The organism is Burkholderia sp. SIMBA_051 (genome assembly GCF_046534915.1).
GTDB lineage: Bacteria > Pseudomonadota > Gammaproteobacteria > Burkholderiales > Burkholderiaceae > Burkholderia > Burkholderia ambifaria.
Genome location: NZ_JAWRXS010000007.1, coordinates 346518 through 366164, shown reverse-complemented (window position 1 = coordinate 366164; position 19647 = coordinate 346518). Strand labels below are relative to the sequence as shown.

Annotated in this window: 18 protein-coding genes; 15 read left to right on the top strand and 3 right to left on the bottom strand. The window is 66.4% G+C overall.

Annotated elements, in window-relative coordinates:
• The first annotated feature begins 36 nt into the window (after window positions 1-36).
• The 4 genes from lptE (at window position 37) to SB771_RS19780 (ending at window position 3546) form a co-directional block, all read left to right on the top strand.
• Window positions 37-588 (top strand): LPS assembly lipoprotein LptE, encoded by a 552-nt coding sequence (gene lptE, locus SB771_RS19795; RefSeq protein ID WP_011655959.1) that lies wholly within the window; start codon window positions 37-39, stop codon window positions 586-588.
• A gap of 18 nt (window positions 589-606) precedes the next feature.
• Window positions 607-1701 carry a DNA polymerase III subunit delta gene (holA, locus tag SB771_RS19790; RefSeq protein ID WP_011655960.1) on the top strand — a complete coding sequence of 365 codons (1095 nt, stop codon included), beginning with the start codon at window positions 607-609 and terminating at the stop codon, window positions 1699-1701.
• Between the two features lie 133 nt (window positions 1702-1834).
• Window positions 1835-3106, top strand: a complete 1272-nt coding sequence (locus SB771_RS19785; RefSeq protein WP_175661515.1) for a glutamate-5-semialdehyde dehydrogenase — start codon at window positions 1835-1837, stop codon at window positions 3104-3106.
• Between the two features lie 17 nt (window positions 3107-3123).
• The gene (locus SB771_RS19780; protein ID WP_011655962.1) at window positions 3124-3546 is read left to right on the top strand and encodes a CopD family protein; all 423 of its coding nucleotides are present in this window, start codon (window positions 3124-3126) and stop codon (window positions 3544-3546) included.
• A gap of 105 nt (window positions 3547-3651) precedes the next feature.
• Here SB771_RS19780 and SB771_RS19775 read toward each other — a convergent pair whose 3' ends face one another.
• Window positions 3652-4500 (bottom strand): MurR/RpiR family transcriptional regulator, encoded by an 849-nt coding sequence (locus tag SB771_RS19775; protein ID WP_050013824.1) that lies wholly within the window; start codon window positions 4498-4500, stop codon window positions 3652-3654.
• A 292-nt stretch (window positions 4501-4792) separates the two neighbouring features.
• On the opposite strand from SB771_RS19775, the gene edd reads away from it, so the two are divergent.
• From edd to SB771_RS19755, 4 genes are all read left to right on the top strand, one after another.
• Window positions 4793-6649 (top strand): phosphogluconate dehydratase, encoded by a 1857-nt coding sequence (gene edd / locus SB771_RS19770; protein ID WP_105834723.1) that lies wholly within the window; start codon window positions 4793-4795, stop codon window positions 6647-6649.
• A 19-nt stretch (window positions 6650-6668) separates the two neighbouring features.
• A complete protein-coding gene (eda, locus tag SB771_RS19765) occupies window positions 6669-7295 on the top strand; it encodes a bifunctional 4-hydroxy-2-oxoglutarate aldolase/2-dehydro-3-deoxy-phosphogluconate aldolase (RefSeq protein ID WP_175661514.1) in 627 nt (208 codons plus the stop codon).
• A 218-nt stretch (window positions 7296-7513) separates the two neighbouring features.
• On the top strand, window positions 7514-8875 hold the full coding sequence (locus tag SB771_RS19760; RefSeq protein WP_011655965.1) for a GntP family permease: 1362 nt from the start codon (window positions 7514-7516) through the stop codon (window positions 8873-8875).
• 14 nt (window positions 8876-8889) lie between these two features.
• Window positions 8890-9393, top strand: coding sequence for a gluconokinase (locus SB771_RS19755; protein ID WP_006753807.1), 504 nt, complete (start codon window positions 8890-8892; stop codon window positions 9391-9393).
• A gap of 69 nt (window positions 9394-9462) precedes the next feature.
• Here SB771_RS19755 and SB771_RS19750 read toward each other — a convergent pair whose 3' ends face one another.
• A complete protein-coding gene (locus SB771_RS19750) occupies window positions 9463-10110 on the bottom strand; it encodes a TetR/AcrR family transcriptional regulator (RefSeq protein WP_175661513.1) in 648 nt (215 codons plus the stop codon).
• A 267-nt stretch (window positions 10111-10377) separates the two neighbouring features.
• Between SB771_RS19750 and SB771_RS19745 the strand changes: the two genes are divergently transcribed.
• On the top strand, window positions 10378-11799 hold the full coding sequence (locus SB771_RS19745; protein WP_175657201.1) for an NAD(P)/FAD-dependent oxidoreductase: 1422 nt from the start codon (window positions 10378-10380) through the stop codon (window positions 11797-11799).
• Between the two features lie 115 nt (window positions 11800-11914).
• On the opposite strand, the gene purB is transcribed toward SB771_RS19745, so the two are convergent.
• Window positions 11915-13303 carry an adenylosuccinate lyase gene (purB, locus tag SB771_RS19740; protein WP_105834726.1) on the bottom strand — a complete coding sequence of 463 codons (1389 nt, stop codon included), beginning with the start codon at window positions 13301-13303 and terminating at the stop codon, window positions 11915-11917.
• Between the two features lie 345 nt (window positions 13304-13648).
• Here purB and SB771_RS19735 point away from each other — a divergent pair, with 345 nt between their 5' ends.
• The 6 genes from SB771_RS19735 to SB771_RS19710 all read left to right on the top strand — a co-directional run bounded on the left by SB771_RS19735 (window position 13649) and on the right by SB771_RS19710 (window position 19536).
• A complete protein-coding gene (locus SB771_RS19735) occupies window positions 13649-14602 on the top strand; it encodes a LysR substrate-binding domain-containing protein (protein ID WP_006755145.1) in 954 nt (317 codons plus the stop codon).
• 265 nt (window positions 14603-14867) lie between these two features.
• Window positions 14868-16154, top strand: coding sequence for a Glu/Leu/Phe/Val family dehydrogenase (locus SB771_RS19730; RefSeq protein ID WP_011655970.1), 1287 nt, complete (start codon window positions 14868-14870; stop codon window positions 16152-16154).
• Window positions 16155-16418: 264 nt separating this feature from the next.
• Entirely contained in the window at window positions 16419-17312 is an 894-nt protein-coding gene (locus SB771_RS19725; protein WP_166726363.1) for a glutamate/aspartate ABC transporter substrate-binding protein, read from the top strand.
• An 84-nt stretch (window positions 17313-17396) separates the two neighbouring features.
• Window positions 17397-18137, top strand: a complete 741-nt coding sequence (locus SB771_RS19720; protein WP_175661512.1) for an amino acid ABC transporter permease — start codon at window positions 17397-17399, stop codon at window positions 18135-18137.
• Window positions 18137-18814, top strand: a complete 678-nt coding sequence (gltK, locus tag SB771_RS19715; RefSeq protein WP_011655973.1) for a glutamate/aspartate ABC transporter permease GltK — start codon at window positions 18137-18139, stop codon at window positions 18812-18814. Before SB771_RS19720 ends, gltK begins: the two co-directional genes overlap by 1 nt.
• Complete coding sequence (locus SB771_RS19710; RefSeq protein WP_006755150.1) at window positions 18811-19536, top strand: amino acid ABC transporter ATP-binding protein; 726 nt, start codon at window positions 18811-18813, stop codon at window positions 19534-19536. The genes gltK and SB771_RS19710 overlap by 4 nt, the downstream gene beginning before the upstream one ends.
• The last annotated feature ends 111 nt before the right edge of the window (window positions 19537-19647 follow it).

Here is a 19647-nt window from a genome sequence, read left to right as displayed (position 1 = left end):
GCCATTGGCCGTCGGGCGCACACAGAAGGAGCGAAGGTGATCCGCAGATCGTTTTTGGGGCTCGTCGGCAGCGCGGTCGCGCTGTCGGCATGCGGTTTCCAGTTGCGCGGCCGGCAGGACTACGCGTTCAAGCGCCTGCTGGTGGCCGGCGCGCCGGCGCCCGTCGAGGCGCGGCTCGTGCGCCTCGTCGAGGCCGGCAGCGACACGAAGATCGTCAAGTCGATGGACGAAGCCGATGCCGTGCTGCGCATGTCGGAGTCGCGCGGGCAGAACACGCTGACGCTCAACAAGTACGGCTCCGCGCAGGAATATGCGCTCTACTACACGTTGAATTTCACGCTGACGAGCCAGGACGGCACGCTGCTGATCCCGCCGAGCGCGATCGCGCTGAACCGCGCGATGACGTACAGCGATCAGTACACCAACGCGAAGGCGCAGGAAGCCGAGATTCTGTACGCCGACATGCAGAACGACGCGGTTGACCAGCTGATGCGGCGTCTCGCGATCGTCCACTCGCTGACGCCGGCGCCGGAGGACGTGGTGCCGGGCGTCGCGCCGCGCGCGCCGCTGCCGCCGCCGCCGCTGTGATCGCCGGCGCACGCACCGATGCAATTGCGACTTGATGCGCTGGAGCCGCACCTCGCGAAGGGGATGGCCGGGCTCTACACCGTCTACGGCGACGAGCCGCTGCTCGCGCAGGAAGCGTGCGACCGCATTCGTGCGGCCGCGCGCGCGGCCGGCTTCACCGAGCGTTCGGTGCATACGGTCGAGCGCGGCTTCGACTGGAGCGTGCTGCTCGGCGCGACCCAGGCGATGTCGCTGTTCGGCGAGCGCCAGCTGATCGAGCTGCGGATTCCGTCGGGCAAGCCGGGCAAGGAAGGCGCCGACGCGCTGAAGACGCTCGCGGCGACCCCCAACCCCGACGCGCTGATGCTCGTCACGTTGCCGCGCCTCGACGCGGCAACGCAGAAATCCGCATGGTTTACCGCGCTGCAGAACGGCGGCGTCGCGCTGAAGATCGATCCGGTCGAGCGCGCGCAGCTGCCGAACTGGATCGGCCAGCGTCTCTCGATGCAGGGCCAGCGCGTCGCGCCCGGCGACGACGGGCGGCGCGCGCTGCAGTTCATCGCGGAGCGCGTCGAGGGCAACCTGCTCGCCGCGCATCAGGAAATCCAGAAGCTCGGGCTGCTCTATCCGCAGGGCGTGCTGTCGTTCGAGCAGGTGCACGACGCGGTGCTGAACGTCGCGCGCTACGACGTGTTCAAGCTGAACGAGGCGATGCTCGCGGGCGATGCCGCGCGGCTCGCGCGGATGATCGACGGGCTGAAGGGCGAGGGCGAGGCGATCGTGCTCGTGATGTGGGCCGTCGTCGAGGAATTGCGCACGCTGCTGCGGATCAAGCGCGGCACGACGGCCGGCAAGCCGCTCGCCACGCTGCTGCGCGAGAACCGCGTGTGGGGCCCGCGCGAGCGGCTGATCGGCCCCGCGCTGAACCGCGTGTCGGAACCCGTGCTCGAGAAGGCGCTCGCGTTCGCCGCGAAACTCGACCGGCAGGTGAAGGGGCTGTCGGCGATCACGCCGGGCCGCCGCTCGCAGGACGATCCGCCGCCCGACCCGTGGGACGGCCTGTTCCAGCTCGCGATGACGGTGGCCGGCGCCCGCGGCGAGCGACCGCCACCCGCGGGTCGCGTGCGGCGTTAAGCCGGGCCTTCAGCGCACGCATCGCAACCCGCTTACAATATTTCGATAAGCCGGCGCGGCCGGCCTGCCGCCGCGCCTCATGCTTCCCCACGAACTCACGCCGCGCCAAGCGGCTCGCTTCTCGAGTCACACGATGGATATCGACCAGTACATGACGGACCTGGGCCGCCGTGCCCGGCACGCTTCCCGCGCGATGGCGCGCGCCAGCACGGCCGCGAAGAACTCGGCGCTCGACGCCGTGGCCCGCGCGATCGAGCGCGACGCGCAGGCGCTGAAGGATGCGAATGCACGCGACGTCGCCCGTGCCCGCGAAAAGGGTCTCGACGCGGCGTTCATCGATCGCCTGACGCTGTCCGACAACGCGCTGAAGACGATGGTCGAAGGTCTGCGCCAGGTCGCGTCGCTGGCCGATCCGATCGGCGAGATCGGCAATCTCAAGTACCGCCCGAGCGGGATCCAGGTCGGCCAGATGCGCGTGCCGCTCGGCGTGATCGGCATCATCTACGAGTCGCGCCCGAACGTGACGATCGACGCGGCCGCGCTGTGCCTGAAGTCGGGCAACGCGACGATCCTGCGCGGCGGCTCCGAGGCGCTCGAATCGAACGCGGCGCTCGCGAAGCTGATCGGCGAGGGGCTCGAGGCGGCCGGGCTGCCGCAGGATGCCGTGCAGGTCGTCGCGACCGCCGATCGCGCCGCGGTCGGCAAGCTGATCACGATGACCGAATACGTCGACGTGATCGTGCCGCGCGGCGGCAAGAGCCTGATCGAGCGCCTGATCAACGAGGCACGCGTGCCGATGATCAAGCACCTCGACGGCATCTGCCACGTGTATGTCGACGATCGCGCCGATCTCGCGAAGGCGCTGACCGTGTGCGACAACGCGAAGACGCACCGCTACGGCACCTGCAACACGATGGAAACGCTGCTCGTGGCGAGCGGCATCGCGGCGACCCTGCTGCCGCCGCTCGGCAAGCTGTATCGCGACAAGCAGGTCGAGCTGCGCGTCGATGCGGCCGCGCGCGCGGTGCTCGCCGAAGCGGGCGTCGGCCCGCTCGTCGATGCGACCGATGAAGACTGGCACACCGAATATCTCGCGCCGGTGCTCGCGATCAAGGTCGTCGACGGCCTCGACGCCGCGATCGAGCACATCAATCACTACGGTTCGCATCACACCGATGCGATCGTCACCGAGGATCACGACCGCGCGATGCGCTTCCTGCGCGAAGTCGATTCGGCCAGCGTGATGGTCAACGCGTCGACGCGCTTCGCGGACGGCTTCGAATTCGGCCTCGGCGCCGAAATCGGCATCTCGAACGACAAGCTGCACGCACGCGGCCCCGTCGGCCTGGAAGGGCTCACGTCGCTGAAGTACGTCGTGCTCGGGCACGGCGAAGGCCGTCAGTAAAGCGAGGCGCACAACCGATGGCAATGCTCTGGGTCAAGACGTTCCATATCGTTCTGATCGCCGCGTGGTTCGCGGGGCTGTTCTACCTGCCGCGCATCTACGTGAACCTGGCCATGGAGACCGATCCGGCCGCGGTGCGGCGCCTGCTGCTGATGGCGCGCAAGCTGTTCCGCTTCATGACGATGATCGCGGTGCCGGCGCTGGCATGCGGGCTGTGGCTCTGGCTCGTGATCGGCATCGGCCAGGGGCAGGGCTGGATCCACGCGAAGGTGACGGTGGTGCTGCTGCTCATCGTCTACCACGCGTATTGCGGCCACCTGCTGCGCGTGTTCGAGCGCGGCGAGAACCGCCGCACCGACAAGTGGTATCGCGTGTTCAACGAGCTGCCGGTGCTCGGCATGCTCGCCGCGGTCGCGCTGGCCGTGATCAAGCCGTTCTGAACCCTTTCGGCGGCTCTTTCGACGAGCATGCCGGCTGTTGATCGACGTACACATGAAAACACGGCGCCCCTCGGGGCGCCGTTTTTCATATGCGCGTCGTGCGCGTCAATCCTTCGTCGGATCGTCGATCCGGCGGCGCGTGATCGCCTCCTTCGCGCGGCCGACGCGCTCCATCAGCGCGGGCCCGCGCGACAGCGCGACGCCGACCGCGAGGATGTCGCCGATCGCGAGATGCGACATCCGCGACGTCATCGGCGAGAACACGTCGGTTTCCTCGGCCACGTTCGACGCGAGGCTCACCGTCGCGAGTTTCGCGAGCGGCGAATGGCTCTGCGTGATCGCGACGACCTTCGCGCCGCACGCGAGCGCGGAGCGCGCGGCATCGACGATGTCGCGCGTGCGGCCGGTGTTCGAGATCGCGACGACGACGTCGTGCGGCCCGAGCAGCGCCGACGACATCGAGAACGTGTGCGGGTCCGAATACGCGACGCTCGGCACGCCGAGCCGGAAGAACTTGTGCTGGATGTCCTGCGCGGCGATGCCCGAGCCGCCGGCGCCGTAGAACTCGATGCGCGACGCGTTCGACAGCAGCGCGATCGCGTCGGCGACGCTGCCGGCCGACAGGCTGTTGCGCACCTCGATCAGCGCCCCGATCGTGCGGTCGAACACCTTGCCGATGATGCCGGGCGCGGGCTCGTCGGGCTCGACGTCGCGATACACCGACGACACGCCCGGCGCGACGCTCTGCGCGAGCCGGATCTTGAATTCGCGAAAGCCGCTGCAGCCGAGCGCCTGGCAGAAGCGCGCGATGGTCGGCTGGCTGACGCCGGCGCGGGTCGACAGCTCGGTCATCGCGAGGTCGAGCACCTCGCGCGGCGCGGCGAGGATGTAGTCGGCGAGCTTGCGCTCGGACGGGCGCAGTTCGGCGCGGATCGCTTCAATGCGAGGCAGCATGGGGCGGCGAATGGAAATGGGGTTCGGGTAGGGAGTGTATCGCAATCGAATTGTAGAAAATCTACATGAAAATGCTAGCTCCAATGCCGGTAATTTCTGCTTCAGTCGGGGTGGTGAATTAGGGTTTTCACTAGGTAAAGCCTTACTGGTGGCGGGAATGTGGGTTGCACGCCGGTTGATCTGCATTGCTTCTATGTAGTTTTTCTACTAGACTTGCTTCGTTCGTTCGACGTACTCGACCGTCCCCACGATTCCAACCGCCGGTGTCGTCCGGCATACAGGAGCGCCCAGCATGACGTCGCTGCACCCCACTCTGGCGAAAGTCACCGAACGCGTGATCGCCCGCAGCCAATCGACCCGTTCCGCCTATCTGCAGCGCATCGACGGCGCGCAAGGCAAGTTCCCGGCGCGCGGCGCGCTGTCGTGCGCGAACCTCGCGCACGGCTTCGCGGGTCTCGAAGGCAGCGACAAGTTCCAGATCAAGGCAATCCGCGAGCCGAATATCGGCATCGTGTCCTCGTACAACGAGATGCTGTCCGCACACGCGCCGTACAAGGATTTCCCCGACATCATCAAGGCCGCCGCGCGCGAGAACGGCGGCGTCGCGCAGTTCGCGGGCGGCGTGCCGGCGATGTGCGACGGCGTCACGCAGGGCAACCCCGGGATGGAGCTGTCGCTGTTCTCGCGCGAGGCGATCGCGATGGGCACGGCGATCGCGCTCACGCACAACATGTTCGACGCGGCGCTCTGCCTCGGCATCTGCGACAAGATCGTGCCGGGCCTGCTGATCGGCGCGCTGCAGTTCGGCCACCTGCCGACCATCTTCGTGCCGGCCGGCCCGATGACGAGCGGCCTGTCGAACGACGACAAGGCGAAGATCCGCCAGCAGTTCGCGACCGGCCAAGTGGGCCGCGACGCGCTGCTCGAAGCCGAATCGGCCGCGTATCACGGCCACGGCACCTGCACGTTCTACGGCACCGCGAACAGCAACCAGATGCTGATGGAGCTGATGGGCCTGCACCTGCCGGGCTCGGCGTTCGTCCATCCGCACACGCCGCTGCGCGACGCGCTGACGGCCGAAGCCGCGCGCCGCGTGCTCGACCTGACGGTCGAGCGCGGCCAGTACACGCCGATCGGCCATGTGATCGACGAGAAGGCGATCGTCAACGGGATCGTCGCGCTGCTCGCGACGGGCGGCTCGACCAACCACACGCTGCACCTCGTCGCGATCGCGCGCGCGGCCGGCGTGCTGATCGACTGGAACGATTTCGACGAACTGTCGGCCGTGGTGCCGCTGCTCGCGAAGATCTACCCGAACGGCAAGGCGGACGTGAACCATTTCCACGCGGCGGGTGGCGTCGCGTTCCTGGTGCGCAACCTGCTCGAAGGGGGGCTGCTGCACGAAGACGTGACGACGGTCGCCGGCCGTGGCCTGTCGCACTACACGAAGGAGCCGAAGCTGATCGACGGCAAGCTGACGTGGGTCGACGGCACGGCCGAGAGCCACGACACGAAGGTGCTGCGCGGCATTCGCGAGCCGTTCCAGCCGGACGGCGGCCTGCGCCTGATGCAGGGCCGGCTCGGCCGCGGCGTGATCAAGATTTCGGCGGTCGCGCCCGAGCACCGCAAGGTGACGGCGCCCGCGATCGTGTTCGATTCGCAGGAAGCCGTGCAGGCGGCATTCGATCGCGGCGAGCTGAAGCGCGATTTCGTCGCGGTCGTGCGCTTCCAGGGCGCGCGCGCGAACGGGATGCCCGAGCTGCATCGTTTGACGCCGCTGCTCGGCGTGCTGCAGGATCAGGGCTTCCACGTCGCGCTCGTCACCGACGGCCGCATGTCCGGCGCATCGGGCAAGGTGCCGGCGGTGATCCACGTGTCGCCGGAAGCGCTGCTGGCCGGCCCGCTCGGCAAGGTACAGACGGGCGACACGCTCGTGATCGACGCGGAAGCCGGCATCCTCGACATCGAGGTCGACGAAGCCGAGTGGCAAGCGCGCGCGGTCGCGCAGCCGCTGCACCAGGCCGACAACGAGACGGGTTTCGGGCGCGAACTGTTCGGCGTGTTCCGCGCGGCGGCCGCGCCGGCCGAGCAGGGCGCATCGGTTTTCGGGACGCTGGTCGGCGAAACGGCCGTCGGCGTCGCTGCATGAATTTCAAGGAGTGTCATCAATGAAGAGGATTGGCGAAATCGTGAAGCTGGGCCCGGTGATTCCGGTGCTCGCATTCGACTCGGTCGAGCAGGGTGAACACGTGTCCCGCGCGCTGCACGCGGGCGGCGTCAAGGTGCTCGAGATCACGCTGCGCACGCCGGCGGGCCTGGAGGCGATCCAGCGCGCGAGCCAGCTCGCGGAGGACATCGTCGTCGGCGTCGGCACGATCACGAAGCCCGAGCACTGCGCGCAGGCGAAGCGCGCGGGCGCGAAGTTCGGCGTGTCGCCGGGCCTGACGAAGGACCTGCACCTCGCGTCGCTCGACGCGGACCTGCCGCTGCTGCCGGGCGTGATGACGCCGAGCGACATCATCCAGGCGCTCGAATTCGGCTACGAGATCGTCAAGTTCTTCCCCGCGCAGCAGGCTGGCGGCGTGCCGATGCTGCAGGCGTTCCACGGCCCGTTCCCGGCGCTGAAGTTCTGCCCCACGGGCGGCATCACGGCCGAAAGCGCGCCGAATTTCCTGAAGCTGCCGAACGTCGTGTGCGTCGGCGGCTCCTGGCTCACGCCGAAAGCCGCGCTCGCCGCGCAGGACTGGGCCGAGGTCACGCGCCTCGCGCAAGTCGCGAGCCAATTGCCCCGTTAAGACTTGTACGAAATGATCGTTTGGCCCTCGGTAAGCAAGCGCTTAGTGCTTGTTTTACCGAGGGTTTTTGCTGATGGAACCGGTTCTATCCGTGGGTCGCAAAGATAAGTAAAATTCAGCGTCCTCACGGGGGGTACCCCCGTGTTCCGGAGACCTGCATAGCCGGGCATACTCGCAACACCTCGCCCGGTTCGAACAAATTCTAGGAGGAGTGCCACATGGGGGCTGTCCAAGGCAGCATGCTGCTCGTATTCACGCTGATCGCGATTGCCGCGCTGATCCTGATGATCGCGCGCTACAAGATCTACCCGTTCCTGGTGCTGATCATCGTTTCGCTGGGCCTCGGTCTCGTCGTCGGCATGCCGATGGACAAGATCGTCAAGTCGTTCGAAACGGGCACCGGCGGCACGCTCGGCCACATCGCGATCGTCGTCGGCCTCGGCACGATGCTCGGCAAGATGATGGCCGAATCGGGCGGCGCCGAACGGATCGCGACCACGCTGATCGACTGGTTCGGTGAAAAGAACATCCACTGGGCGATGATGTTCGTCGCGATCATCGTCGGCCTGCCGGTGTTCTTCGAAGTCGGCTTCGTGCTGCTGATCCCGATCGCGTTCAACGTCGCGAAGCGCACCGGCAAGTCGCTGCTCGTCGTCGGCCTGCCGATGGTGGCCGGCCTGTCCGTCGTGCACGGGCTGATCCCGCCGCACCCGGCCGCGCTGCTGGCCGTTCAGCAATACGGCGCCGATATCGGCAAGACGATCGCCTTCGGCCTGATCGTCGGCGTGCCGACCGCGATCATCGCCGGTCCGCTGTTCGCGCTGGCGATCTCGAAGTTCGTGAAGCTGCCGGAAAACAATCCGCTCGCCGCGCAGTTCGTCGACACGCACACGGAAGGCCGCAAGCGCGAACTGCCGAGCTTCGGCATCACGCTGTTCACGATCCTGCTGCCCGTCGTGCTGATGCTGGTCGGCAGCTGGGCCGACCTGGTGTTCGCGCCGAAGTCGCTGCCGAACAACCTGCTGCGCTTTGCCGGCAACTCCGACGTCGCGCTGCTGATCGCCGTGCTGGTGAGCTTCTTCACGTTCGGCAAGCTGCAAGGCTTCAACCGCGACCAGATCCAGAAGTTCTGCGGCGAGTGTCTGGCGCCGATCGCCGGCATCACGCTGATCGTCGGTGCGGGCGGCGGCTTCGGCGGCGTCCTGCGCGACAGCGGGATCTCGCAGCAGATCGTCGAGACCGCGAAGCACGCGCATCTGTCGCCGCTGCTGCTCGGCTGGTTCGTCGCGGCGCTGATGCGTCTCGCGACGGGCTCGGCGACGGTCGCGATGACGACGGCCTGCGGCATCGTCGCGCCGATCGCGGCGGCGTCCGGCGCGGCGGTCAGCCCGGAGCTGCTGGTGCTCGCGACGGGCTCGGGCTCGCTGATCTTCTCGCACGTGAACGACGGCGGCTTCTGGCTGATCAAGGAATACTTCGGGATGACGGTCGGTCAGACGTTCAAGACCTGGTCGCTGCTTGAAACCATCATCTCGGTGCTCGGTCTTAGCTTCACGCTGCTGCTGAGCCTGGTTTTGTAACAAAGGGGTAGTCAATGATTCTGATCGCAATGGGCGTGTCGGGCGCGGGCAAGTCGCGAATCGGCGAAATGCTGGCGGAACGCCTGTCGTGCAGCTATACCGACGGCGACGCGTTTCACAGCGCGGCGAACAAGGAAAAGATGCATCACGGCATTCCGCTCACCGACGACGACCGCTGGCCGTGGCTGCGCACGATCCGCGCGGCCATCGAGGAAAAGCAGCGCGCCGGCGAGACGGCCGTGTTCACGTGCTCGTCGCTGAAGCGGTCGTACCGCGACGTGCTGCGCGGCACCGACACCGACGTGCGGTTCGTGTATCTGAAGGGTTCGTTCGAGGTATTGCAGGAGCGCCTGAAGAGCCGCACCGGCCATTTCTTCGATCCGTCGCTGCTGAAGAGCCAGCTCGACACGCTCGAGGAGCCGGGCCCGGACGAAGCGATCGAGGTCAGCATCGAGTTGACGCCCGAACAGATCGTCGATGAAGTGATGGTGAAGATCGGCTTCGCGCAGCAGCACTGAGCGCGGTTTGCCGCAATCTTCATGAAAAAGGCGCCTTCGGGCGCCTTTTTCGTTGGCGGCGCGCGCCGGTCAGGTTGCGTGCGCGTGCCGCGCGATGCCGTCGAGCAGCACGTCGAGCATCGTGTCATGCACCACGGCCGGATCGAGCCGTGCATAGAGCGGGGCGGCCGATTTGACGAGCGGATGCGCGGTATCGGACAGCGCATTCATTTCCGCGAGCTCGACGTCGTTCGCGGGCCGCGTGAGGCCGCCGGCCTCGGCGGCGGCGAGCCCGATCACGCTCGCATACCAGCCGACGCACACGGCCGGCAGCGCGGTACGGGCGATGCCGGCGTCGGCCAGCGCGCGATGCACGGCCTCGATGTGCGCGAGATCGGCCGGCCCGGTGCTCATGTGCCGCTGCAGCAGCGCGAATGCGGCCGGGTAGCGCAGCGCGAGCGCGCGGTACTGGCGCGCGAGATCGCGCAGCCGCTCGCGCCATGGCAGCGTGTCGTCGACCGGTACCAGCGAGCGCGACAGCGCATTCGCGATCGCACGGGTCAGGCCGTCCTTCGACTTGAAGTGATATAGCACGCTCATCGGGTCGCAACCGACCGACTGCGCGAGCTTGCGCACGCTGAACGCGGCTTCGCCGACCTCTTCGAGCAGCGCGAGCGCGGCCGCGACGATCGCGTCCTTGTCGAGGCCGCGCGGGCCTTGGGCGGGTTTGTCTTTCATGGGGGCGGTGGTGGCGTGCGACTGTCAGCTTGACGAAAGCATATTCTACGCTGTAGAATTATTTCTGCGGTGTAGAAATTGGGTGTCCCGGCACCTTTCAATACGTGCTTTCGCACAGTCCCGGGATCCAGGCAGACACACACGTGCCTGCCGTCAACACGGGCCATCGCGCCCTTTATCTCGTTGACACCCAAGTGGAACCGGCTGCCCCACCCGCGAAGCCTCACGGCCCTTCGACTGGCGGCCCAAGACCATGCAAGTGCAATCATGACGACCTACAACAAACCCCTGATCCAGGGCGAATCGCGTTTCGACCAGACGCAACTGAACATCGAAAAGGACAACTGGAACTGGAGCGATCCGTCCCGCTACGACGGCGAACGTCCGGCCAACTGGTACGAGGCGTCGCTGTCGCGCCACGAAAACAGTGCGCCGCTCGCGCACGACGCCGTGTGCGACGTGCTGGTGATCGGCTCGGGGCTGCTCGGCGCATCGGCCGCGCTGCATCTCGCGGAAGCGGGCGTCGACACGATCCTCGTCGACAAGCATCACGTCGGTTCCGCGGCGTCGGGCCGCAACGGCGGCCAGCTCACGCCGGGCCTCGCGCGCTGGGAAGCCGCCGACATGATCGACTACCTGTCGCACGACGATGCGAAGCGGCTGTGGCGCTTCGCGTCGACCGAATCGATGGACCTGATCGATGAAATCGGCGCACGTTACGCGCTCGACCTCGATCGCAAGCGCGGCCACGTGACGGCGGCGGTCCACCCGGGCCACATGAGCGCGCTGCTCGACGGCGCGGACGCCCGCCGCCATCTCGGCGACGCCGGCGTGACGCTCGTCGGCCGCCATCAGCTGCACGACGAATACGTGCGCTCGGGCCTGTATCACGGCGCGGCGATCGACGCGCTCGGCGGGCAGCTTCATCCGCTCGCGCTGGTGCGCGGCCTCGTGCACGGCTTCCAGTTGAACGGCGGCGCGCTGTACGAGGGCACCGAGGTGCTCGAGCTCGACGAAACGCCCGCGGGCGTCGTCGCGACGACGCCGGGCGGCACGATCACCGCGCGTCGCGGCGTCGTGCTCGCGCTGCACAACACGACGTTCCGGCTGCTGGATGACGGCGGCGCGACCACCGTGCCGTTCTTCACGTACGTGAGCGTGACGGCGCCGCTCGACGTCGATGTCGCGACGCTGATGCCGGCCGGCATGCCGGTGTACGACACGCAGTTCCAGATCGACTACTACCGGCCGGTGCGCGGCAACCGGCTGCTGTTCGGCGGGCAGGGCACCGGCTCGTGCTGGCCGCAGCAGGACGTCAACGCGTATCTGCTGACGCGGCTGAACACGGTGTTCCCGCAGCACGACGGCCGCTTCGCGCTCGACTACTGCTGGAGCGGCGTCAGCGACTTCACGCTGAACGGCGCGACCGACAGCCGCAAGACCGACGGCCGCGTGCCGATGTACATGGTGCAGGGCTGGAGCGGGCACGGCGTCGCGCAGACGGTGCGGATCGGCAAGGCGATCTGCGACGACTTCGTCGGACGCAACGACGACTTCTCGATGCTGACCGGCATCGACCATCGCGAGATTCCGCTCGGCCGGCAGCTGTCGCCGATCGCGATTCCGGCCGCGAAGGCGGCAATGAGCGTGATGAGCGCGCTGAATCCGGGGCGGATGATCTCGTTCTGAGGTTCCGGTTTTCTGACGCACTGGCCGAGCGCCGGCCGCCAAGAAAAAAGCCCGATGCGAACTTGCTCGCATCGGGCTTTTTTTCCGTCCGTTTTCCGTCCGGTAACGGAGGCGCTTACGCGATTCGCTTCGCCAGTTCGACGGCCTTGCCGATGTACGACGCAGGCGTCATCGCGAGCAGGCGATCCTTCGCGTCCTGCGGGATCGCCAGCGTGCCGACGAATTCCTGCAGCGCTTCGCGCGTGATGCCCTTGCCGCGCGTCAGTTCCTTCAGCTGCTCGTACGGGTTCTCGATGCCGTAGCGGCGCATCACCGTCTGCACCGGCTCCGCGAGCACTTCCCAGCAGTTGTCGAGATCTTCGTTCAGGCGCTGCGGGTTCACTTCGAGCTTGTCGAGGCCGCGGATCAGCGAGTCGTACGCGAGCAGCGAGTAGCCGAGCGCGACGCCCATGTTGCGCAGCACCGTCGAGTCGGTCAGGTCACGCTGCCAGCGCGACACCGGCAGCTTGTCGGCGAGGTGGCGCAGCGTCGCGTTTGCGAGGCCGAGGTTGCCTTCCGAGTTCTCGAAATCGATCGGGTTGACCTTGTGCGGCATCGTCGACGAGCCGATTTCGCCGGCCTTCGTCTTCTGCTTGAAGTAGCCGACCGAGATGTAGCCCCACACGTCGCGGTCGAGGTCGAGCAGGATCGTGTTCGCGCGCGCGACCGCGTCGAACAGCTCGGCCATGTAGTCGTGCGGCTCGATCTGGATCGTGTACGGGTTGAACGTCAGCTTCAGGCGGTTCTCGATCACGTCGCGCGAGAACGCTTCCCAGTCGAATTCCGGATACGCGGACAGATGCGCGTTGAAGTTGCCGACCGCGCCGTTCATCTTGCCGAGGATCTCGACCTTCTCGATGCGGGCGATCGCGCGGGCGAGGCGCGCGGCGACGTTCGCGAGTTCCTTGCCGAGCGTCGTCGGGCTGGCCGGCTGGCCGTGCGTGCGCGACAGCATCGGCTGCTCGGCGTGCGCGTGCGACAGCGCGACGAGGCGCTGGTGGACCGTGCGCAGCGCCGGCAGGATCACGTGCTCGCGCGCGCCGGCGAGCATCATCCCGTGCGACGTGTTGTTGATGTCTTCGGACGTGCACGCGAAGTGGATGAATTCGCTGGCCTTTTCGAGCTCGGCCTGGCCCTTGACCGATTCCTTCAGCCAGTATTCGACGGCCTTCACGTCGTGGTTCGTCACGCGCTCGATTTCCTTGATGCGCGCGGCGTCGTGCGCGGTGAAGCGCTCGGCGAGCTGCAGCAGGAATTGTTCGGAGGCGTCGGAGAAGCGCGGGACTTCCGCGAAGCCGGCGCGCGACAGCGCGATCAGCCAGTGCACTTCGACGGTGACGCGGTGGCGCATGAAGGCGGCTTCGGAGAGCCAGTCGCGCAGCGCTTCGGTCTTGCTGGCGTAGCGGCCGTCGATGGGCGAGAGCGCGGTGAGGGCGAAAAGCGTATCGGGACGAGTGTCGGACATGATCGGGCGGGGCCTTGGAGCCGGGGCGAACGAGGGGGAGGAGAATCCGGCATTTTACCATTGGCGCGGGTCGATTCCGGCCGAACCGGTCCGGCCGGCCCTGCTGCGGGCGATCGGCGTGCACCCGGCGGCCGGCCGTCGCGCATCCGGCCTGGCGGCGGGCGCCTGGGCCGGCTCGGCGGGCCCCCTGTCACACCGCCGCCGCCCGCCGGCCCCGCCGCCGGCCCCGCCGTCGACCCCACCGTCGACCCCACCGCCGGCCACCGCCGCCACACCGCCGCCCCACGCCCGCCCGCCGGTAGAATGCAGGCTTCTTCCCGACCGCCGCCCGCCGCGCCCGCCTGCATGGAACTGAAATGGCTCGAAGACTTCGTCTCGCTCGCGGAAACGCGCAGCTTTAGCCGGTCCGCCGAACTGCGGCACGTGTCGCAGCCCGCGTTCTCGCGGCGCATCCAGGCGCTGGAAGCCTGGCTCGCGACCGAACTGATCGATCGTTCGGTCTATCCGACGCGGCTCACGCAGGCCGGCCAGATCTTCTACGAGCAGGCCCTGACGATGCTGTCGCAGGCGCACGAGGCGCGCACGCTGCTGCGCGGCCACGTCGGCGCGCCGGTGCCGACGATCGAATTCGCGGTGCCGCACACGCTGTCGCTCACGTATTTCCCGCGCTGGCTGCAGCGGATCGAGGCGAAGATGGGGCAGGTCCACACGCGGCTGCGCGCGCTGAACGTGCACGATGCCGTGCTGTCGCTCGTTGAAGGCGGCTGCGATCTCGTGATGGGCTACCACCACCCGAGCCACCCGGTCGCGCTCGACCCGGCGCGCTACGACATGCTGGTCCTCGGCAGCGAGCCGATCAGCGCGTTCTCGGCGCCGGGCCGCGCCGGCCGGCCGCGCTACACGCTGCCGGGCACGGCCGATGCGCGGGTGCCGTACCTGTCGTATACGCCGAACGCGTATCTCGGCCGGATGACCGAAGTCATCGTTGCGAACGCACCGACGCGGCTGTTCCTCGATCGCGTGTACGAAACCGACATGGCCGAAGGGCTGAAGGCGATGGCGCTCGCGGGGCACGGCGTCGCGTTCCTGCCGCACAGCGCGGTCGAGGACGCGGTGGCCGGCGGCCGGCTGATCCGGCTCGACCGTTCCGCGCGCGGCGGCACGCATCCGTACACGCTGACGATGGAGATTCGCCTGTACTGCGACAAGCTCGCGCTGCAGGGCGACGATCCGCGCCAGAAGCTCGTGCGCGCGTTGTGGGAAGTCGTGCGCGACGAATTGCGCGACACGGCCGAATGACGGGATCGAGCACGGCCGCGCGCGGCTGACGACGAGCTTGCCGCGCGTGTCGGACTGCTGCCCGGCGAGCGTCCCGCATATTTCGCCAACGATTCTCGCCCAACGCGATGCACGACCGATCGCGGGCGTTCTTGCGCAAATCGACCGCGGATTTGCGAAAAATCCCGATCATGCAAGAAACGCATAATCGAATAAGCAAACGGCATTGGATAAAAAAAATGGGTTTTTCGACAATGTGCGCAATCCGTTGAACGTTGGAGCATCCATGTCTTCGCAACTGCAGTCCATCCCGTCCTACCTGCACGCCGACGATCTCGGCCCGTGGGGCAACTACCTTCAGCAGGTCGATCGCGTCGCGCCGTACCTCGGTTCGCTGTCGCGCTGGCTCGAAACGCTGAAGCGTCCGAAGCGCATCCTGATCGTCGACTGCCCCATCGAGCTCGACAACGGCACCGTCGCGCACTTCGAAGGCTATCGCGTGCAGCACAACGTGTCGCGCGGTCCGGGCAAGGGCGGCGTGCGCTACCACCAGGACGTGACGCTGTCGGAAGTGATGGCGCTGTCGGCATGGATGTCGGTGAAGAACGCGGCCGTGAACGTGCCGTACGGCGGCGCGAAGGGCGGCATCCGCGTCGACCCGCGCAAGCTCTCGCGCGGTGAGCTCGAGCGCGTGACGCGTCGCTACACCAGCGAAATCGGCATCATCATCGGACCGAATACCGACATTCCGGCGCCGGACGTCAACACCAACGAACAGGTGATGGCGTGGATGATGGACACCTACTCGATGAACCAGGGGCAGACGTCGACCGGCGTCGTGACCGGCAAGCCGATCTCGCTCGGCGGTTCGCTCGGCCGCAAGGAAGCGACGGGCCGCGGCGTGTTCGTCGTCGGCTGCGAAGCGGCGAAGAAGAAGGGCCTCGAAATCGAAGGCGCGCGCATCGCGGTGCAGGGCTTCGGCAACGTCGGCGGCATCGCGGCGAAGCTGTTCCAGGAAGCGGGTGCGAAGGTGATCGTGGTGCAGGATCACACGGGCACGATCTACCGGCCGGCCGGCCTCGATTCGAACAAGCTGCTCGACCACGTGGCACGCACGGGCGGCGTCGCGGGCTTCGAAGGCGCGGAGCCGATGCCGAACGACGAGTTCTGGACGGTCGAGACCGACATCCTGATCCCGGCGGCACTGGAAAACCAGATCACCGAGAAGAACGCATCGAAGATCCGCACGAAGATCATCGTCGAAGGCGCGAACGGCCCGACGACGACGGCGGCCGACGACATCCTGAGCGCGAATGGCGTGCTCGTGATCCCGGACGTGATCGCGAACGCGGGTGGCGTGACCGTGTCGTACTTCGAGTGGGTGCAGGACTTCTCGAGCTTCTTCTGGACGGAAGACGAGATCAACCACCGTCTCGAGCGCGTGATGCGCGAAGCGTTCGCCGGCGTGTGGGCGGTTTCGGAAGAGCACAAGGTGTCGGTGCGTACGGCGGCGTTCATCGTCGCGTGCAAGCGCATCCTGATGGCGCGCGAAATGCGCGGCCTGTACCCCTGATCGGGCGTCGCCGATCGGCCATTGCCGATCGGCGATCGGTTGACTACGATCACAGCGTGACGCAATCCACCGATTGCGTGCATGATCCCTCGCGGGCGGTGCCGAATCCGGCACCGCCCGCGCGTGCATTCATGCGTCACAAGCGCGCCCGAAGCCGGGAGGAAGGCTTCGTACAGGGCGATTCGTAGTGCGGTAAACAACCAGTTCTTTCAAAAATATTACTTTGATACACTGGCGCGGGTTTTAGCAAAGGAGATGACCAAAATGAAATACCACAAGGCAGTCCTGATGGTCGCGGCGCTGTGCGCGTTCGCGAGCGGCGCGCATGCACAGGAGACCGGCACGCTGAAGAAGATCAAGGACACGGGCGTGATCGCGCTGGGGCACCGCGAATCGTCGATCCCGTTCTCCTACTATGACCAGAACCAGCAGGTCGTCGGCTATTCGCGCGAATTCCAGATGAAGGTCGTGGACGCGGTGAAGAAGAAGCTGAGCCTGCCGAACCTGCAGGTCAAGAACATCCCGGTCACGTCGCAGAACCGCATCCCGCTCGTGCAGAACGGCACGGTCGACATCGAGTGCGGCTCGACGACCAACAATACCGAGCGTCAGCAGCAAGCCGCGTTCTCCGACACGATCTTCGTGATCGGCACGCGCCTGATGACGAAGAAGGATTCGGGCGTGAAGGACTTCGCCGACCTGAAGGGCAAGACGGTCGTGACCACCGCCGGCACGACGTCCGAGCGCCTGCTGCGCAAGATGAACAACGACAAGCAGCTCGGCATGAACATCATCAGCGCGAAGGATCACGGCGACTCGTTCAACACGCTCGAGTCGGGCCGCGCGGTCGCGTTCATGATGGATGACGCGCTGCTCGCGGGCGAGCGCGCGAAGGCGAAGCAGCCGGGCGAGTGGGTGATCGTCGGCACGCCGCAGTCGGAAGAGGCTTACGGCTGCATGATGCGCAAGGGCGATACCGACTTCAAGAAGGTGGTCGACGACGCGATCTCGCAAGTCGAGAAGTCGGGCGAAGCCGCGAAGATCTACGCGAAGTGGTTCGAGAGCCCGATTCCGCCGAAGGGGCTGAACCTGAACTTCCCGCTGTCCGATTCGATGAAGAAGCTGTACGCGAACCCGAACGACAAGGCGCTCGACTGACCACACGGACGTTGACGCAGTAATGACGCTACTGAAACGGAAGAGGCCATGCTTCTTCCGTTTCTTTTTGCTGGAGTCTTGCCCATGTCTTACCACTGGAACTGGGGCATCTTCCTGAGCCCCGTCTCGACCGGCGAGCCGACGACTTATTTCGGATGGCTGATGTCGGGCTTCTGGGTGACGATCGAAGTGTCGCTCGTCGCCTGGGTCATCGCGCTGATCGTCGGTTCGCTGTTCGGCGTGCTGCGCACGGTGCCGAACAAATGGCTGTCCGCGATCGGCACCGTCTACGTGTCGATCTTCCGGAACGTCCCGCTGATCGTGCAGTTCTTCATCTGGTACCTCGTCGTGCCCGAGCTGCTGCCCGCGTCGGTCGGCACCTGGATCAAGCAACTACCGCCGACCACGCAGTTCTTCACCGCGTCGATCGTCTGTCTCGGCCTGTTCACCGGTGCGCGCGTGTGCGAACAGGTGCGCTCGGGCATCAACGCGCTGCCGAAGGGCCAGCGCGCAGCCGGCCTCGCGATGGGCTTCACGCAATGGCAGACGTACCGCTACGTGCTGCTGCCGGTGGCCTACCGGATCATCGTGCCGCCGCTCACGTCCGAGTTCCTGAACATCTTCAAGAACTCCGCCGTCGCGTCGACGATCGGCCTGCTCGACCTGTCCGCGCAAGCGCGCCAGCTCGTCGACTACACCGCGCAGACCTACGAGTCGTTCATCGCGGTGACGCTCGCGTACGTGGTCATCAACCTCGTCGTGATGTCGTTCATGCGCTGGATCGAAGGCCGTACGCGGCTGCCCGGCTACATCGGAGGCAAGTGATGCATCAGTTCGACTGGAGTAGTATTCCCGGCGCGATGCCGACGCTGTGGTCCGGCGCGATCGTCACGTTCAAGATCACGCTGATCGCGATCGTCGTCGGCATCGTCTGGGGCACGCTGCTGGCGCTGATGCGGCTGTCCGGCGTGAAGCCGCTCGCGTGGTTCGCGAAAGCGTACGTGACGGTGTTCCGCTCGATCCCGCTCGTGATGGTGCTGCTGTGGTTCTTCCTGATCGTGCCGCAGGTGCTGCAGGGCGTGCTCGGGCTGTCGCCGACGATCGACATCCGGCTTGCGTCGGCGATGGTCGCGTTCTCGCTGTTCGAAGCCGCGTATTATTCCGAGATCATCCGTGCCGGCATCCAGGCGGTGCCGCGCGGGCAGATGAACGCTGCGTTCGCGCTCGGCATGAACTACGCGCACGCGATGCGCCTCGTGATCCTCCCGCAGGCGTTCCGCGCGATGGTGCCGCTGCTGCTCACGCAGGCGATCGTCCTGTTCCAGGATACGTCGCTCGTGTACGTGATCAGTCTCGCGGACTTCTTCCGCACGGCCGCCAACGTCGGCGATCGCGACGGCACGACCGTCGAGATGGTCCTGTTCGCGGGTGCATGCTATTTCGTGATTTGCTCGGTGGCGTCTGCCCTCGTCAAAGGTCTCCAGAAAAAGGTCACAAGATGATTTCCATCAAGAACGTTTCGAAGTGGTACGGCCAGTTTCAGGTCCTCACCGATTGCACGACCGAGGTGAACAAGGGCGAAGTGGTCGTCGTGTGCGGTCCGTCGGGCTCGGGCAAGTCGACGCTGATCAAGACCGTCAACGGCCTCGAGCCGTTTCAGCAGGGCGAGATCCTCGTGAACGGCCAGTCGGTCGGCGATCGCAAGACGAACCTGTCGAAGCTGCGCTCGAAGGTCGGGATGGTGTTCCAGCATTTCGAGCTGTTCCCGCACCTGTCGATCACCGAGAACCTGACGCTCGCGCAGATCAAGGTGCTCGGCCGCGGCAAGGACGAAGCGAACGAGAAGGGCATGAAGCTGCTCGATCGCGTCGGCCTGAAGGCGCATGCGCACAAGTTTCCGGGGCAGCTGTCGGGCGGCCAGCAGCAGCGCGTCGCGATCGCGCGTGCGCTGTCGATGGACCCGATCGCGATGCTGTTCGACGAACCGACGTCCGCGCTCGATCCGGAGATGATCAACGAAGTGCTCGACGTGATGGTCGAGCTCGCGCAGGAAGGGATGACGATGATGGTCGTCACGCACGAAATGGGCTTCGCGAAGAAGGTCGCCCATCGCGTGATCTTCATGGACAAGGGCGCGATCGTCGAGGACGACCGCAAGGACGATTTCTTCTCGAATCCGCGGTCGGATCGCGCGAAGGACTTCCTCGCGAAGATCCTGCACTGAGCGTTCGTGCATCGCGCGCTTCGTGTGCGCGAATGCGGAAAACCGCCCGGCCGAACGCCGGGCGGTTTTTTTTCGTCGGCAGCGGGCCGGCGGACCGGCCCGCGTCGCGCG

What these genes read in the sequence shown, in the direction of transcription:
- holA (WP_011655960.1), top strand. Translation starts at nt 607, where the DNA reads ATGCAATTGCGACTTGATGCGCTGGAGCCGCACCTCGCGAAGGGGATG.
- SB771_RS19785 (WP_175661515.1), top strand. Translation starts at nt 1,835, where the DNA reads ATGGATATCGACCAGTACATGACGGACCTGGGCCGCCGTGCCCGGCAC.
- SB771_RS19780 (WP_011655962.1), top strand. Translation starts at nt 3,124, where the DNA reads ATGGCAATGCTCTGGGTCAAGACGTTCCATATCGTTCTGATCGCCGCG.
- SB771_RS19775 (WP_050013824.1), bottom strand. Translation starts at nt 4,500, where the DNA reads ATGCTGCCTCGCATTGAAGCGATCCGCGCCGAACTGCGCCCGTCCGAG.
- edd (WP_105834723.1), top strand. Translation starts at nt 4,793, where the DNA reads ATGACGTCGCTGCACCCCACTCTGGCGAAAGTCACCGAACGCGTGATC.
- eda (WP_175661514.1), top strand. Translation starts at nt 6,669, where the DNA reads ATGAAGAGGATTGGCGAAATCGTGAAGCTGGGCCCGGTGATTCCGGTG.
- SB771_RS19760 (WP_011655965.1), top strand. Translation starts at nt 7,514, where the DNA reads ATGGGGGCTGTCCAAGGCAGCATGCTGCTCGTATTCACGCTGATCGCG.
- SB771_RS19755 (WP_006753807.1), top strand. Translation starts at nt 8,890, where the DNA reads ATGATTCTGATCGCAATGGGCGTGTCGGGCGCGGGCAAGTCGCGAATC.
- SB771_RS19750 (WP_175661513.1), bottom strand. Translation starts at nt 10,110, where the DNA reads ATGAAAGACAAACCCGCCCAAGGCCCGCGCGGCCTCGACAAGGACGCG.
- SB771_RS19745 (WP_175657201.1), top strand. Translation starts at nt 10,378, where the DNA reads ATGACGACCTACAACAAACCCCTGATCCAGGGCGAATCGCGTTTCGAC.
- purB (WP_105834726.1), bottom strand. Translation starts at nt 13,303, where the DNA reads ATGTCCGACACTCGTCCCGATACGCTTTTCGCCCTCACCGCGCTCTCG.
- SB771_RS19735 (WP_006755145.1), top strand. Translation starts at nt 13,649, where the DNA reads ATGGAACTGAAATGGCTCGAAGACTTCGTCTCGCTCGCGGAAACGCGC.
- SB771_RS19730 (WP_011655970.1), top strand. Translation starts at nt 14,868, where the DNA reads ATGTCTTCGCAACTGCAGTCCATCCCGTCCTACCTGCACGCCGACGAT.
- SB771_RS19725 (WP_166726363.1), top strand. Translation starts at nt 16,419, where the DNA reads ATGAAATACCACAAGGCAGTCCTGATGGTCGCGGCGCTGTGCGCGTTC.
- SB771_RS19720 (WP_175661512.1), top strand. Translation starts at nt 17,397, where the DNA reads ATGTCTTACCACTGGAACTGGGGCATCTTCCTGAGCCCCGTCTCGACC.
- gltK (WP_011655973.1), top strand. Translation starts at nt 18,137, where the DNA reads ATGCATCAGTTCGACTGGAGTAGTATTCCCGGCGCGATGCCGACGCTG.
- SB771_RS19710 (WP_006755150.1), top strand. Translation starts at nt 18,811, where the DNA reads ATGATTTCCATCAAGAACGTTTCGAAGTGGTACGGCCAGTTTCAGGTC.